The following is a 13,623-nucleotide window of genomic DNA, read 5'->3' as shown; positions in this document are numbered from 1 at the left end:
CAAGCCTCAGCTCGGAATCGGCTGATCTGCGCCGGTAGCTCCGAGCATGTGCGCGAACTGCTCGGCGATCGCCGGAGCGACCGCGTAAACGACATCGCCGTCGGCCGACGTGGAATTGGGCGCCGGGACGTTGATCACGGCGCCCGCTTCGGAAGCGATCAAGGAGCCGGCTGCCCAGTCCCACGGACTCAGTCCGTGTTCGAAGTGAGCGTCGACCCGGCCGGTGGCAACCATGCACAGATCCAACGCAGCCGAACCGATGCGTCGGATGTCGCGGACCTGCGGCAGGATCTGCCCGATCAACGTGCCCTGCACCTTCCGGCGATCCGCTCCGTAACCGAAGCCGGTGGCCAACAGCGCCATTGACAGCTCGGTCACCTCATTGGCTTGCAGGTCGCTGACGACGCCGTCGGCCGTGGTCATGGTTGCACCGCCGCCCCGATGCGCGGCGTACGTGGTTTCCAACGACACGTCGACGACAGCCCCGGCTACCGAGAACCCGTCGATCTGTACGGCGACCGAGATGGCGAACGCGGGGATTCCGTAGAGAAAATTCACCGTGCCGTCGATGGGATCGACAACCCATCGAACTCCCGCGGAATCGTCGGTGTCTCCGCCACCTTCCTCACCCAGGATCGAATCTGCAGGGCGCAATTGCGCCAGAAGGTCGCGAATCACTTGTTCGGTTTCGGTATCGACCACCGTGACGGGATCGGTGGGCGTGCTCTTCGCCGCAACCGAACCACCCTCGGCGGCACCGGAACCCACCAGGCCGAATACCTCGGGCCGACGCAAACGGACGTGTTCGGCTGCGCGTTCGGCGACGGCTACGGCTACTTCCCGCAACTGTGCGGGGTCCAGAGAATCGGCGGAAAAGTCGGGCAATGTTCTTTCTGAAGGGCGCACCGGACCATCGCAACACATCTCTACCGAGGGGCACCACTCGAACGTCTCGAGGTGGGCGGTTCGAGAGGACGCGCCCGGGTCCTTGTTCGGGTTAGTGTTTGCAACGGTAGATCGTGACCTCGAATTCGACACTCAGGAGCGCAGGACGATGACAACCACAGGTTTCGGGATCGACGTCGGCGGCAGCGGCGTCAAGGGCGGCACGATCGACCTGAGCACCGGGGAAATGATCGGTGACCGCATCAAGATCCTGACCCCGCAGCCGTCCACACCCGATGCGATCGCGGGCACTGTCGCCGAGATCGTCGAGCAGGCCAAGTGGACCGGTCCGGTCGGCATCACCTTGCCCGCTGTCGTGACCGGCGGCGTCGCGCGAAGCGCCGCGAACATCGACAAGTCCTGGATCGACACCGACGCCGCCGCTCTGTTCGGCAAGGCACTGGGCGGGCGCGAGGTCACCGTCCTCAACGACGCCGACGCTGCCGGAATCGCCGAGGACTCGTTCGGAGCGGGCAAAGACACCTCCGGCGTCGTGATCTTGTTGACCTTCGGCACCGGAATCGGATCTGCCGTGCTGCACAACGGAGTTCTGTTGCCCAACACCGAGTTCGGCCACCTCGAGGTCGACGGCAAGGAAGCCGAGCACCGGGCGGCGTCGTCGGTGAAGGAGAAGAAGGACTGGAGCTACAAGGAGTGGGCGGTCGAGGTCTCGCGAGTTCTGACCACCTTCGAGAACCTGCTCTGGCCAGATCTCTTCATCGCCGGAGGCGGTATCAGCCGCAAGCACGAGAAGTGGATTCCGCATCTGACCAACCGCACGAAGGTCGTCCCCGCCACCCTTCTCAACACCGCGGGAATCGCCGGAGCTGCGCTCGCATCGGTCGGACTGACCAGGCCGGCCTCCGTCGCCGGATGAGAAAACCTGCACGTGAAAAGCGGAAAATCTACCTGTTACGGCCCGCCGTGACGTAAGAGTTTCCTGAGAGTCGTTACAATGGTGAAGTCCGGCTGCGCGCCGGCCAACAACCATTGACCTCTCCGCCGGATCACCACTCTGGCGTGACGCCGCACGACACCGTCACGAAAGGGCGTACGTGGCAGCCACCGATACACGTCAGACTGCTGATTCTCCATCAGAGTCAGAGCCACAATCTCCAGCCGTGGAGGCGGCCACCGTCACCGCTCCGGCAGCCAAGAAGGCTCCGGCGAAAAAGGCCCCCGCCAAGAAGGCAGCAGCAAAGAAGGCTCCGGCCAAGAAAGCTCCGGCCAAGAAGGCAGCAGCTAAGAAGGCCAGCCCCAAGAAGGCCGGCGATCCTGACGCCGAAGACGGCGATGTCGAGTTGGAAGACATCGACATCACGGACGGCGACCTTGCCGAGGTCGAGTCCGATGTCGTCGAGGTCGTAGCAGTCGGCGAAGACGAAGAGACCGCTGCAGAGCCGTCCGAGAAGGACAAGGCTTCCGGCGACTTCGTCTGGGACGAGGAAGAGTCCGAGGCTCTCCGCCAGGCACGCAAGGATGCCGAACTGACGGCGTCCGCCGACTCGGTTCGCGCGTACCTCAAGCAGATCGGCAAGGTCGCACTCCTCAACGCCGAAGAGGAAGTCGAACTGGCCAAGCGCATCGAGGCCGGCCTCTACGCCGTGCAGATCATGCAGGACCTCGCTGACAAGGGCGAGAAGTTGCCTGCGGCTCAGCGACGCGACATGAGCTGGATCTGCCGCGACGGGAACCGCGCCAAGAACCACCTCCTCGAGGCCAACCTCCGCCTGGTCGTCTCGCTGGCCAAGCGCTACACGGGCCGCGGCATGGCGTTCCTGGACCTCATCCAGGAAGGCAACCTCGGTCTGATCCGTGCAGTCGAGAAGTTCGACTACACCAAGGGTTACAAGTTCTCGACCTACGCCACGTGGTGGATCCGTCAGGCCATCACCCGCGCAATGGCCGACCAGGCTCGCACCATCCGTATCCCGGTGCACATGGTCGAGGTCATCAACAAGCTCGGCCGTATCCAGCGTGAGCTGCTCCAGGACCTGGGCCGTGAGCCCACGCCGGAAGAGCTCGCCAAGGAAATGGACATCACGCCGGAGAAGGTGCTGGAAATCCAGCAGTACGCGCGTGAGCCGATCTCTCTCGACCAGACCATCGGCGACGAGGGCGACAGCCAGCTCGGTGACTTCATCGAGGACTCCGAAGCTGTTGTCGCAGTCGATGCCGTCTCGTTCACCTTGCTGCAGGATCAGCTGCAGTCGGTACTCGAGACGCTGTCCGAGCGCGAAGCCGGCGTGGTTCGCCTCCGCTTCGGTCTCACCGACGGTCAGCCGAGGACTTTAGACGAAATCGGACAGGTCTACGGCGTCACGCGTGAGCGTATCCGCCAGATCGAATCGAAGACGATGTCGAAGCTGCGCCACCCGTCGCGTTCGCAGGTTCTGCGCGACTACCTCGACTAGTCACACCAGCTATGCACACAAGAGCCGCTCTCCGGATCTCCGGAGAGCGGCTCTTGTGCGTTTGCCGCCTCAGACCAAGAGTGTGTCCCGGAGTTGTGCGACATCGTCCTCGCTCAACTGAAGGCCGTCCCGGACGTAGTTGTCGAAGTTGCCGTACACCCGATCCACCGTGGCGAAAGACGTGTCCAGCCAAGACTGTTCGACGCCGTCGATGAACGCGCTCCCCGTGCGGGGTCCGGTGAGGTACTGATTGCTGAGCATGTAATCGGCGTTCACGTCGGTGCGACTCACGCCGAGGACGGTCAGGAGAACTGCGGTCATCCAACCGGTACGGTCCTTGCCCGCCGAGCAGTGGTAGAGGACTGCACCGTCGGTGTTCGCGACGTTCACCAGCGCGTCGTGGAATGCGCGGCTCGCCCCCGGATCGGTCACCATCAACGCGTACATCGTCGGCATGTCCACCAGCGCCGGGAGGTTGGCGGGGTTGGTTCCGATGACGTCGAACCAGTTGCTTCGCGCCCCGTTCGGAAGGCGATCCTGCGAGAGCGTTCGTTCGACGACCGTACGGAAGTCGTCGACCGATTCCACTCCGCGTTCGCTCAACGACGCGAGATCCGACGGTGTCAGCTTGTCGAGGGCATTCGAGCGAAATACCTTCCCCCACCGAACGGTCTGCCCGTCCGCGGCGACGTAGCCACCGATGTCACGCGCGTTCGACGCACCCTCGAGGTGTAGCGATCGATCCGCGGCAACCTGCGCAGCTGTGGGTCCGGCGTGGTCGAGAGCGGGAATTCCACCGGCGAGCGCCGGGACCGGTGCACACGAGATGATCAGCGCACACAGAGCGGTCGCGGCGGGACGGGCGATTCTGTTCGACATCCGGACAGAATAGGACCGCAATCAGGACTTCGTACGAACCTTGATGTACAACGAGGCGACCGGTTCGATAACTCTTGCCGCCACCGGGCCGATGACCGCCATCAGGAGCACGTAAGCAGTTGCCAATGCGGCAAGTTCGGCGTCGACGGCGCCTGCGGACACCGCGAGGCCTGCGATGATGATGGAGAACTCACCGCGGGCGATCAGAGCGGCACCGGCGCGCGCCTGACCCATTCGCGCGACACCCTGACGTCTGGCCGCCCAAGCGCCGGTTACCAGCTTCGTGATCGCCGTGACCACTGCCAGGATCGCGGCCCATCCGAGGACTGGCGGAATGGAACTGGGATCGGTGTTGAGACCGAAGACCACGAAGAACATTGCGGCGAACAGATCTCGAAGGGGCTCGAGCACGCGACTGGCATTGTGCGCCGTCGACCCCGAGATCGCGATTCCGAGGAGGAATGCGCCCACAGCCGCCGACACCTGCATCGCCGAACTGATGCCGGCGACCAACAGTGCGGCACCGAGCAGCTTGAGCAGGAGCGTCTCACTGTCGGGACTGTCGAGGAGGGCGGAGACGTACCGTCCGTATCGGAGGGCCACGACAAGAACCACGGTGATGACCAACAACGAGATCCCGACCGCTTCGAGCCCGCCCATGAAGCTCACGCCCGCGAGCATCGCGGTCAGAATCGGCAGGTACAGCGCCATCGCCAAGTCTTCGAACACCAGAATCGACAGCACGACCGGTGTCTCGCGGTTACCGAGGCGCCCCAGGTCGCTGAGCACCTTGGCGATGATTCCCGAAGACGAAATGTAGGTGACGCCGGCCATGACCGTCGCCCCCACGACGCCCCAGCCGAGCATCAAGCCGACAACCGCGCCAGGGGTGGCGTTGAGGACGATGTCGACGATGCCGGCTACCCGCGAGCGTTTGAGACCGGTGACGAGCTCGGCCGCAGTGTATTCGAGCCCCAACAGCAGCAAGAGCAGGACGATCCCGATCTCACTTGCCAGATGGGAGAACTCGCCGATGTCGCCGAGCTGGATGAAACCGCCCTGTCCGAAGCACAGGCCGCCGATCAGGTAGAACGGGATCGGCGACATGCCGACGCGAGCAGCGAGCCGTCCGAGCAGTCCGAGCGCGAAGAAGACCGCGCCGAGTTCGATCAGTGCGAGGGTGGTTGTGTCCACGCGCCAGTCAGCCGTTGGCCAAGATTTTTGCCGCTGCAGCCAAACCGTCCGGCGTTCCGACTGCCACGAGAAGGTCTCCCCCGGTGAACGTGAAGTCGGGGTTCGGAGACGGGCTCACCTGTCCTGCCCGCATGACGGCGACGATGGACACTCCGGTACGCGTGCGCATGCCGGTGTCCCCGAGGGTCTGTCCGTCGTAGCGAGAACCGTCCTTGATGTAGAGCTGTTTGGTTCGAATGCCCGGAAGATCACGGTGCTCTTCCTCGAGCTGAGCAACGAGCTGGGGGGCACCCAGGAGATTGCTGAGCGCTGCCGCTTCCTCGGTGGTCAGAGGCAGCGAGGCAGCACACGCGTCAGGGTCGTCTGCCTTGGAAACGATGAGGTCGGTATGACCGTCCCGATGGGTGACGACACCCACGCGACGACCGGAAGACAGAACAAAATCCTTGCGCGTCCCGATCCCCGGTAGTGGGGTGACTTCTACGTTCATATACCAACGGTAGCGCCGATCGGTGACCTGCATCGCGGGAGGGCCGTAATCCGCAGGGCACAGTTCACGACCGGCCAACCGGCGACCTACCGAACCGGCGAAAACACGCCGTTCTCGCCCGGAAAATACTCGACGACAGCGGTGACGGCTGCGACGGGAATCGGGGCGTACAGATGCGGGAATCGCATCGATTCCGGGTCCGAGGGGACACCCGGTTCGTACTTGACCTGACCGCCGAGCAAGGCCGGATCGATAGCCAGAAGGACTATGTCGTCACGGCCGGCAAAGATCCGATTGGCCGGGAGATGAACTTGCGCCGGAGTCGACATGTGGACAAATCCCTCCGCCTCGAATCCGTCGGGGATACGTTCACCGAGCTGTTGTGCCCGCGCCCACTCCTCGCGCGTGCACATGTGGAGCAACTCGACGCTCTCGTCGACAAGTGGTTCGCGTCCCGGGTTCATCCGCCCAGAATATCGGGCTGAGGTCGGCGATCCGAATCAGCTGTCAGCGAACAATCTTCACCCGAGAATGCCTGCCCAGCGCATTTCCAGTGAGACACAACACTAAGAAACGCCTTCGGGAACAACCCGTAAACCCCAAACGTCTGTAAGAGTGGATCTACCGCGCCATTCCGACGCGGCGGACCAGGCCCCAGGCACGCGGCCCGAATGCCGCAAAGCCAGTACGGAGGAGTCATGCCCGGAACACTGACCAGCCCACAGTTGACCGCTGCCGACCGGTGCGACCGGTGCGGTGCCGGAGCACGCGTACGCGCCGTGCTTCCCACCGGCGGCGAGCTTCTCTTCTGCGGACACCACGCAACCGAACACGCGGATCGACTTCGCGAGATGAATGCCGTCGTCTCCGAAAGCGAACCCGCAATCTGACCTGTCAGCCGGGGGTGGCCTCTTCACGAGGCGCGCCATGAACGCCAGAACGGGCGATCACAGTCACTGTGATCGCCCGTTCTGCCGTTCCGGGGTCGCAAGCACGCGAAGCGTGCGGGACCGGTATCGGCTGCTACCAGCTGCGGAGAATCGCGATGCGTTCGGTCAGCTGATCGACAGTAGCGATGGCCGTCGGCGGACCGCCGCACACCCGGCGCAGTTCCGCGTGAATGATGCCGTGCGGCTTACCGGTGCGGTGGACGTTCATCGCCACCAACCCGTTCAGCTCCTTGCGGAGCGCACCGAGCTGATCTGCCGTGGCCGCTCGATCGGATACCACTGCCGCCGTGGGTTGCGGGGCGGCAGCCTTGGCCGAGTTGGCCTCGACCTGTGTCTGCTGGCGTTGACGCAGCAACGCCCGCATCTGATCGGCGTCGAGTAGACCTGGCAGACCGAGGTAGTCGGCTTCCTCGTCACTTCCGGCGAATGTCGCGGTACCGAAGGACGATCCGTCGTAGATCACCTGGTCGAGTTCGGCATCGGCGCCCAGGGACGTGAACGCCTTCTCCTCCTCGCCCAGCTCGTCCTTCTGCTTGTTCGCATCGGCGAGCAGGTCGTCTTCGAGGCCGTCCTTCTCACGATGCGGCTTGCCGAGTACGTGATCACGCTGGGCCTCGAGCTGTGCGGCAAGGTCGAGAAGCACCGGCACCGACGGCAGGAAGACGCTGGCAGTTTCGCCCTTACGACGCGAGCGCACGAAGCGCCCGATCGCCTGAGCGAAGTACAGCGGAGTCGACGCGCTGGTCGCGTACACACCGACCGCCAGACGGGGAACGTCGACGCCCTCGGACACCATGCGGACCGCGACCATCCATTTCTGGTCGCTCGCACCGAATTCGGCGATTCGCTTGGACGCGGTGGGGTCGTCGGACAGCACGACAGCCGGCTGTTCGCCGGTGATCGCGGTCAGGGCCTTCGCGTACTCGCGGGCCACTGTCTGGTCCGTCGCGATGACAAGTCCGCCGGCATCGGGCATACCGGTACTGCGCAGCTGCGCCAAACGGGTGTCTGCTGCTTGCAGCACGGCAGGAATCCAGTCGCCGGCAGGGTCCAAGGCCGTGCGCCAGGCCCGAGTCGTCTGCTCGGCGCTCAGCGGCTCGCCGAGTCGAGCGGTGAATTCCTCGCCGGCGTTGTTTCGCCACCGTGCCTCGCCCGAGTAGGCGAGAAACACGACGGGGCGAACCACGCCGTCCTTGAGGGCATCCGAATATCCGTAGGAGTGGTCGGCTTTCGAGCGGAGCAGACCTTCCTTGTCCGGCTCGTACTCGACAAAAGGAATGGCACTGTCGTCACTGCGGAACGGGGTTCCGGTCAGTGCGAGACGCCTGGTCGCGTCGCCGAACGCTTCACGAATGGCGTCGCCCCAGCTCTTGGCGTCGCCGCCGTGGTGGATCTCGTCGAGGATGACCAGCGTCTTGCGGCCCTCGGTCCGCACACGATGCTTCGACGGGTGCGAGGCAACCTGGGCGTAGGTCAGCACGACGCCGTGATAGTCACTCGAGGTCTGGCCGGTCGAGTTGGAGAACCGCGAGTCCAATGCGAGGCCGGAGCGCTGTGCGGACTCCGCCCACTGGTGTTTGAGGTGCTCGGTCGGCGCCACGACGGTTATCTGGTCGACCGTCCGGTCACGGAGCAATTCCGAAGCTACCCGCAGAGCGAAGGTGGTCTTACCTGCTCCCGGCGTTGCGACCGCCAGAAAGTCACGCGGACTGCTGGAAAGGTACTTGGTCAGTGCACGGCGCTGCCATGCACGAAGGGAACCGGTAGGGGCGCCAGGTTGGGTTCCCGCGGATTGAGCTCCGGCGGGTTCGGGCGACTTGCCGAACTCGGCTGCCACGGTCTCAGACGTCATAGGCCGCGCCTCCACTGGAATCGCACTGTTGTCTCGCGCTCCTCGAATTTTCATCAATGTCCGGCGACGAGCCTAGCCGCCGCCACCGACCAAAGCCGCACTCGAAGCGCGTACTCATGGCCGTTCTCACTCCGGCCGGCGAGGTTTCGCTTCTCTCGCATCCTGCCGACCTGCACGCGAATTGTCTCAGAAATGTGCGACACGTCGGCGCCATGGTTGGGCAACCGGGTGTGTCGTCAGGGATGCTGGAGACATCATGAGTGAAGCGCGAGGCGAGAAGTCGAGCGGAAGTGATCTGCACCACCGCAGATGGCATCCGCTACGCCGCACCGGGCAGTTGATCGGTCGAACCCTGAGCAAGGCCTGGGACGATTCCATCTTCGGAAAGGCGGCTACGGCCGCGTTCTGGCAAACGCTGTCGCTTGCTCCCCTGCTGCTCGGCCTTCTGGGAATGATCGGCTACATCGGTGGGTGGTTCGGACCCAACACCGTCGAGATCATCGAATCCAAGATCGTCACGTTCAGCGGAACGATCTTCAGCGAAAGCGTCGTCGACCAGATCATCCGCCCGACGGTGACGGACGTCCTTCAGCGCGGACGCCCGGAGATCATCTCGGTGGGCTTCCTGCTCTCCCTGTGGGCGGGATCATCGGCGATCAGTACGTTCGTCGACTCGATCGTGGAAGCACACGGGCAGCAGGATGCCCGCAATCCCATCTGGCAGCGCATCTTCGCCCTGCTGCTCTACGTGATGTTCCTGGTGATGGCGGTGTTCATCCTGCCGCTGGTAGCTCTGGGGCCGACGCTCGTCGGGCGAGCACTGCCGGCCTCCTGGTACGTGGTCGGATCGAATCTGGTCGACACGTTCTACTACCCCGCTGTCGGTCTGCTGGTGATCATCGGCCTCACGACGCTCTACAAAGTCGCTCTGCCGAAGTCGCTGCCGTGGCATCGGCTGCTCGCGGGCGCCCTTGTCGCCGGTGTGTTCTTCATGGCCGCCAGCACCGGATTGCGCTGGTACCTGGGATTCGTCACCAGCACCGGCTACACGTACGGCGCACTGGCAACGCCGATCGCGTTTCTGCTCTTCACGTTCTTCCTCGGTTTTGCCGTCGTGCTCGGCGCCGAGTTCAACGCGACGGTTCAGGAGTTCTGGCCCGCTCGTGCCACTCGGATGGAGCAGATGCGAGAGTGGCTTGCGGCTCAGAACACCGACGAAAAGACCGGTCCGGTCACCAACCTGACCTGGCACCTGGCCACCAGCCCGATCCGCATCTCGGGCGACAAAGCGGACCCGGCCACGGTCCCCTCGTACGGGCGGCCCCGCAGCAGACAAACCGAGAGCAGACAATCGGAGTCGCGCCAGAACTCGTGCGTCGACCAAGATCCCTGCGATGAACCGCACGCAGACGCGAAGAGCCCGGCGGCCGACTGCGTCGAGGCTGTCGATCCGCCGAGCTCCGGAAGTACTCCCGCTCGCCTGACCCGAGGTCAGTCGCCCTTACGGAGTCCTTCGTAAATCTTCTTGCAGTCCGGGCACACCGGTGATCCCGGCTTGGCGGACTTCGTCACGGGAAACACCTCACCGCACAGCGCGACGACATGGGTTCCCATGACGGCGCTCTCGGCGATCTTGTTCTTCTTCACGTAGTGGAAGAACTTCGGGGTGTCGTCGTCGGTCGTTTCGTCGGTGGAGACGTCGGGACGTTCCTTGGTTTGAGTGCTCACCCCTCCAATAATGCCGTCTCCGTCACAGCGGTGCGACCCACGGGTCGTGTGCAATTGTCGGCCGAGAGTGGAACAGTGGAGTCATGGCACGAAATGGCGCGTTCGGCAGGTCCGACGAGGCCGGGACTCCCGACAATCCCGTACTGATCACCGAAGCGCAGCAGTCCGTCGAAGAACAGCACAAAGCCCGAGTGCGCAAGTACATGATCATCATGTCCTTCCGGTTCCCGGCGTTGATCCTCGCGGCGATCGCGTACGGCATCTGGGCCAACGCCTGGATCTCGATGCTCATCATCGGTGCATCCATTCCGCTTCCCTGGATCGCCGTCCTGATCGCCAACGACCGACCACCGCGCACCAAGGACGAACCGAGTCGATACGACGGACGAAAGAAGACCGCAGGCGAGATCGAATCCGCGACGCACCACACCATCGAAGGCTGACAAGTTCCGCCTGCGAGAATGACAGGGTGAGAAGCGAAACGCTCCTGTCCATCACCCCTGCGCTGCGTGAGGCTCTGCTTCGCAATCGATTCGACACCGGAACCATGCTCGAGGCGTTGGGTCCCGAAGTTCACGCTGCTCTCGGTCGAAGTGAGCCGGTGCCCGTGCGCCGCGCCACCCGAGAACTCGGGGACCTGGGCGTTCTCATCAGACTGTTCCTTCTCGCCGATGACTGCCCGGCCGGCGACGTCGCCGCGGCGCTGGCTCCGCTGACAATCGCGCAGTGCGTCGACGCCGGTCTGCTCGAAGGTGAGAACTTCGACAGTGAGAATCCGCTCGTGCGGGCCGCGGTGGATCTTCGCCCCATCGACGTCGGCGACGGCGATCGTTGGGTGATCTCGGATCTCGACGGCGGAATCCGTCCCAAGAAGGCCACGGCCGATCATGTGCTGGGCGTCGGGCATGCGTCGCTGTCCTTGCTGCAGGCCACGCCCACCGCGAGGGTCGGCAGCGTGCTCGACCTCGGTACGGGATGCGGCATCCAAGCCCTGCACGCGAACACGTACGCCGATTCGGTCACCGCAACCGACATCAATCAACGCGCTGTCGACCTCACGGCAGCAACCATGGCCCTCAACGGACTGGACGTCGAACTCCTTCAAGGGTCCTGGTTCGAACCCGTCGAGGGTCGAACCTTCGACCAGGTGGTCGCCAATCCGCCGTTTGTCGTCGGCGAGGCACGCGTCCATCACACCTACCGCGATTCCGGCCTCGATCTCGACGGTGCGAGCGAATTGATGATCTCGCAATCGATCGACTACCTGAACCCCGGCGGCACGGCAGCTCTGTTGGCGTCCTGGGTGCACGTCGAAGGGCAGGACTGGCGGTCGCGGATCGCGTCATGGCTGCCGGCCCACGGCGTCGATGCCTGGGTGGTCCAGCGCGATGTCGCGGATCCGGCTCTGTACGTCGGCACGTGGCTCAAGGACGGCGGGCAGGATCCGCGAGATCCGGAAACGGCATCGAGAGCAAACGCCTGGCTGGATCACCTCGAAGAATCCGACGTCGAGGGCGTCGGCTTCGGTTTCGTGTTCCTTCGCCGCACCGACTCCCCCACCGACCTGATGGCCGAGGACCTCATGCACGGCTTCTCGGACCCGCTCGGGGCCGAGGCGCTCGCTTACTTCGACCGTCTTGCCTGGTTGCGTGAACACGACGTCCTCGAGGAACGCTTCGTCCTCGATCCGGACACGGCTCTCGAACGCGTCTACCTCCCCGGTGACGAGGGATGGCAACAAGTGGTCACGCGTGTGCACCGCGGCAACGGACCGCACTGGCAGCACGAGATCGACGAGCTCGGTGCTGCGCTGTTGGCCGGACTCCGAGCGGATGGACTGGTGGTCGACGAATTGATCGAACTTCTTGCCGCGGCGAACGGCGAAGACCCGAACCAGCTACGTGAGGCCGTCGTCACAATGATGGTCTCGCTGGTTCGACACGGGTTGGTGCTTCCCGTCACGAACTGAGTTCCCGGTGAGTTGCAGATTTTTGTGTTCTCAGCAACTTCTCAGGACGACTGGGAAATAACTGCAGGTCACGGCGATTTAGCGGAAATCGGCACGGGAACTTTCCCGGAACTCTCACACGTTGAACTGTGTGAGAGACCGCCGATAGGGAGGCAAGTCATGACAAGCCCCAGCACCACTACTCGCATTCGTCCGAGCGCCGCAGATCTGGACGCCCAGAGCCCGGCCGCAGACCTGGTCCGCGTCTACCTGAACGGGATCGGTCGTACTGCACTGCTGACAGCAGCAGACGAGGTCGAACTGGCGAAGCGAATCGAAGCGGGGCTGTACGCCAGCCACGTCCTTGCCACGGGAAAGCGCCTGACAGTCGCCAAGAAGAGGGATCTCGCAACGATCGTTCGCGAGGGACAGTCGGCACGTAGCCACCTCCTGGAAGCGAACCTGCGACTCGTCGTGTCGCTGGCCAAGCGCTACACCGGCCGCGGCATGCCGCTCCTCGATCTGATTCAAGAAGGCAACCTCGGACTCATCCGTGCAATGGAGAAGTTCGACTACGCCAAGGGCTTCAAGTTCTCGACGTACGCCACCTGGTGGATCCGTCAGGCGATCACCCGCGGAATGGCTGATCAGAGCCGCACCATCCGGCTCCCAGTCCACCTCGTGGAGCAGGTCAACAAGCTCGCCCGCATCAAGCGCGAACTGCACCAGCAGCTCGGGCGAGAAGCCACGGACGACGAGTTGGCCGAAGAGTCGGGCATCCCGGCGCACAAGATTGCCGACCTGCTCGACCACAGCCGCGACCCGGTAAGCCTGGACATGCCTGTGGGCAACGACGAAGAAGCGCCCTTGGGCGATTTCATCGAAGATTCCGAGGCGACCTCGGCCGAGAACGCCGTCATCGCCGGTCTGCTGCACAGCGATGTGCGCAGCGTGCTCGGGACGCTCGACGAGCGGGAGCAGCAGGTCATCCGACTTCGCTACGGTCTCGACGACGGCCAGCCCCGCACCCTCGATCAGATCGGCAAGCTCTTCGGCCTCTCGCGTGAGCGGGTTCGTCAGATCGAGCGTGAGGTCATGGGCAAGCTCCGCGTCGGCGATCGCGCCGAGAAACTGCGGTCCTACGCGAGCTGATCAAACAACACAGCACGTGCGTCAGCGCGCCACACCACTCGCGCTGACGCACCGCACAAAGCACCGGCCAC

At 63.8% G+C, this 13,623-nt stretch carries 14 protein-coding genes; 7 read left to right on the top strand and 7 right to left on the bottom strand.

The genetic code is table 11. The annotated features are described in order from the left end of the window. Positions 1-6 precede the first annotated feature (6 nt). Positions 7-885, bottom strand: a complete 879-nt coding sequence (locus tag ASU23_RS22100; protein WP_042449947.1) for an inositol monophosphatase family protein — start codon at positions 883-885, stop codon at positions 7-9. A 169-nt stretch (positions 886-1,054) separates the two neighbouring features. On the opposite strand from ASU23_RS22100, the gene ppgK reads away from it, so the two are divergent. Together ppgK and ASU23_RS22090 are read left to right on the top strand one after the other, a co-directional pair. Then, complete coding sequence (ppgK, locus tag ASU23_RS22095) at positions 1,055-1,822, top strand: polyphosphate--glucose phosphotransferase (protein WP_042449945.1); 768 nt, start codon at positions 1,055-1,057, stop codon at positions 1,820-1,822. Positions 1,823-2,000: 178 nt separating this feature from the next. Then, positions 2,001-3,359, top strand: a complete 1,359-nt coding sequence (locus ASU23_RS22090) for an RNA polymerase sigma factor (RefSeq protein ID WP_019748245.1) — start codon at positions 2,001-2,003, stop codon at positions 3,357-3,359. A gap of 69 nt (positions 3,360-3,428) precedes the next feature. Here ASU23_RS22090 and ASU23_RS22085 read toward each other — a convergent pair whose 3' ends face one another. The 4 genes from ASU23_RS22085 to ASU23_RS22070 form a co-directional block, all read right to left on the bottom strand. Continuing rightward, on the bottom strand, positions 3,429-4,238 hold the full coding sequence (locus tag ASU23_RS22085) for a tyrosine-protein phosphatase (protein WP_054781895.1): 810 nt from the start codon (positions 4,236-4,238) through the stop codon (positions 3,429-3,431). Positions 4,239-4,259: 21 nt separating this feature from the next. Next, positions 4,260-5,432, bottom strand: coding sequence for a cation:proton antiporter (locus tag ASU23_RS22080; protein WP_003942634.1), 1,173 nt, complete (start codon positions 5,430-5,432; stop codon positions 4,260-4,262). A gap of 7 nt (positions 5,433-5,439) precedes the next feature. Then, a complete protein-coding gene (locus ASU23_RS22075) occupies positions 5,440-5,922 on the bottom strand; it encodes a cation:proton antiporter regulatory subunit (RefSeq protein WP_021344116.1) in 483 nt (160 codons plus the stop codon). 86 nt (positions 5,923-6,008) lie between these two features. Further along, entirely contained in the window at positions 6,009-6,386 is a 378-nt protein-coding gene (locus ASU23_RS22070; protein WP_007732832.1) for a DUF952 domain-containing protein, read from the bottom strand. A gap of 234 nt (positions 6,387-6,620) precedes the next feature. On the opposite strand from ASU23_RS22070, the gene ASU23_RS22065 reads away from it, so the two are divergent. Further along, positions 6,621-6,812, top strand: a complete 192-nt coding sequence (locus tag ASU23_RS22065; RefSeq protein WP_003942643.1) for a hypothetical protein — start codon at positions 6,621-6,623, stop codon at positions 6,810-6,812. A gap of 133 nt (positions 6,813-6,945) precedes the next feature. On the opposite strand, the gene ASU23_RS22060 is transcribed toward ASU23_RS22065, so the two are convergent. Continuing rightward, positions 6,946-8,724 (bottom strand): DEAD/DEAH box helicase, encoded by a 1,779-nt coding sequence (locus ASU23_RS22060; protein WP_003942642.1) that lies wholly within the window; start codon positions 8,722-8,724, stop codon positions 6,946-6,948. A gap of 256 nt (positions 8,725-8,980) precedes the next feature. On the opposite strand from ASU23_RS22060, the gene ASU23_RS22055 reads away from it, so the two are divergent. After that, positions 8,981-10,243 carry a YihY/virulence factor BrkB family protein gene (locus ASU23_RS22055; RefSeq protein WP_030536891.1) on the top strand — a complete coding sequence of 421 codons (1,263 nt, stop codon included), beginning with the start codon at positions 8,981-8,983 and terminating at the stop codon, positions 10,241-10,243. Here the strand turns inward: ASU23_RS22055 and ASU23_RS22050 are convergent. Then, positions 10,216-10,452: a DUF3039 domain-containing protein gene (locus ASU23_RS22050; RefSeq protein ID WP_003942602.1), complete on the bottom strand. Its 237-nt coding sequence runs from the start codon at positions 10,450-10,452 to the stop codon at positions 10,216-10,218. The genes ASU23_RS22055 and ASU23_RS22050 overlap by 28 nt on opposite strands. Positions 10,453-10,535: 83 nt before the next feature. Here ASU23_RS22050 and ASU23_RS22045 point away from each other — a divergent pair, with 83 nt between their 5' ends. From ASU23_RS22045 to ASU23_RS22035, 3 genes are all read left to right on the top strand, one after another. Then, positions 10,536-10,895 carry a DUF3099 domain-containing protein gene (locus tag ASU23_RS22045; RefSeq protein ID WP_003942638.1) on the top strand — a complete coding sequence of 120 codons (360 nt, stop codon included), beginning with the start codon at positions 10,536-10,538 and terminating at the stop codon, positions 10,893-10,895. A 26-nt stretch (positions 10,896-10,921) separates the two neighbouring features. After that, complete coding sequence (locus ASU23_RS22040) at positions 10,922-12,421, top strand: class I SAM-dependent methyltransferase (RefSeq protein ID WP_058038713.1); 1,500 nt, start codon at positions 10,922-10,924, stop codon at positions 12,419-12,421. 159 nt (positions 12,422-12,580) lie between these two features. After that, complete coding sequence (locus tag ASU23_RS22035; RefSeq protein WP_003942639.1) at positions 12,581-13,552, top strand: sigma-70 family RNA polymerase sigma factor; 972 nt, start codon at positions 12,581-12,583, stop codon at positions 13,550-13,552. Positions 13,553-13,623: the final 71 nt, after the last annotated feature.

This window comes from Rhodococcus sp. KB6 (assembly GCF_001445685.1).
GTDB lineage: Bacteria > Actinomycetota > Actinomycetes > Mycobacteriales > Mycobacteriaceae > Rhodococcus_F > Rhodococcus_F qingshengii.
The sequence above is the reverse complement of the archived record's forward strand: the minus strand, read 5'-3'. Positions and strand labels throughout refer to the sequence as shown.

What these genes read in the sequence shown, in the direction of transcription:
- ppgK (WP_042449945.1), top strand. Translation starts at nt 1,055, where the DNA reads ATGACAACCACAGGTTTCGGGATCGACGTCGGCGGCAGCGGCGTCAAG.
- ASU23_RS22085 (WP_054781895.1), bottom strand. Translation starts at nt 4,238, where the DNA reads ATGTCGAACAGAATCGCCCGTCCCGCCGCGACCGCTCTGTGTGCGCTG.
- ASU23_RS22075 (WP_021344116.1), bottom strand. Translation starts at nt 5,922, where the DNA reads ATGAACGTAGAAGTCACCCCACTACCGGGGATCGGGACGCGCAAGGAT.
- ASU23_RS22070 (WP_007732832.1), bottom strand. Translation starts at nt 6,386, where the DNA reads ATGAACCCGGGACGCGAACCACTTGTCGACGAGAGCGTCGAGTTGCTC.
- ASU23_RS22065 (WP_003942643.1), top strand. Translation starts at nt 6,621, where the DNA reads ATGCCCGGAACACTGACCAGCCCACAGTTGACCGCTGCCGACCGGTGC.
- ASU23_RS22060 (WP_003942642.1), bottom strand. Translation starts at nt 8,724, where the DNA reads ATGACGTCTGAGACCGTGGCAGCCGAGTTCGGCAAGTCGCCCGAACCC.
- ASU23_RS22055 (WP_030536891.1), top strand. Translation starts at nt 8,981, where the DNA reads ATGAGTGAAGCGCGAGGCGAGAAGTCGAGCGGAAGTGATCTGCACCAC.
- ASU23_RS22045 (WP_003942638.1), top strand. Translation starts at nt 10,536, where the DNA reads ATGGCACGAAATGGCGCGTTCGGCAGGTCCGACGAGGCCGGGACTCCC.
- ASU23_RS22035 (WP_003942639.1), top strand. Translation starts at nt 12,581, where the DNA reads ATGACAAGCCCCAGCACCACTACTCGCATTCGTCCGAGCGCCGCAGAT.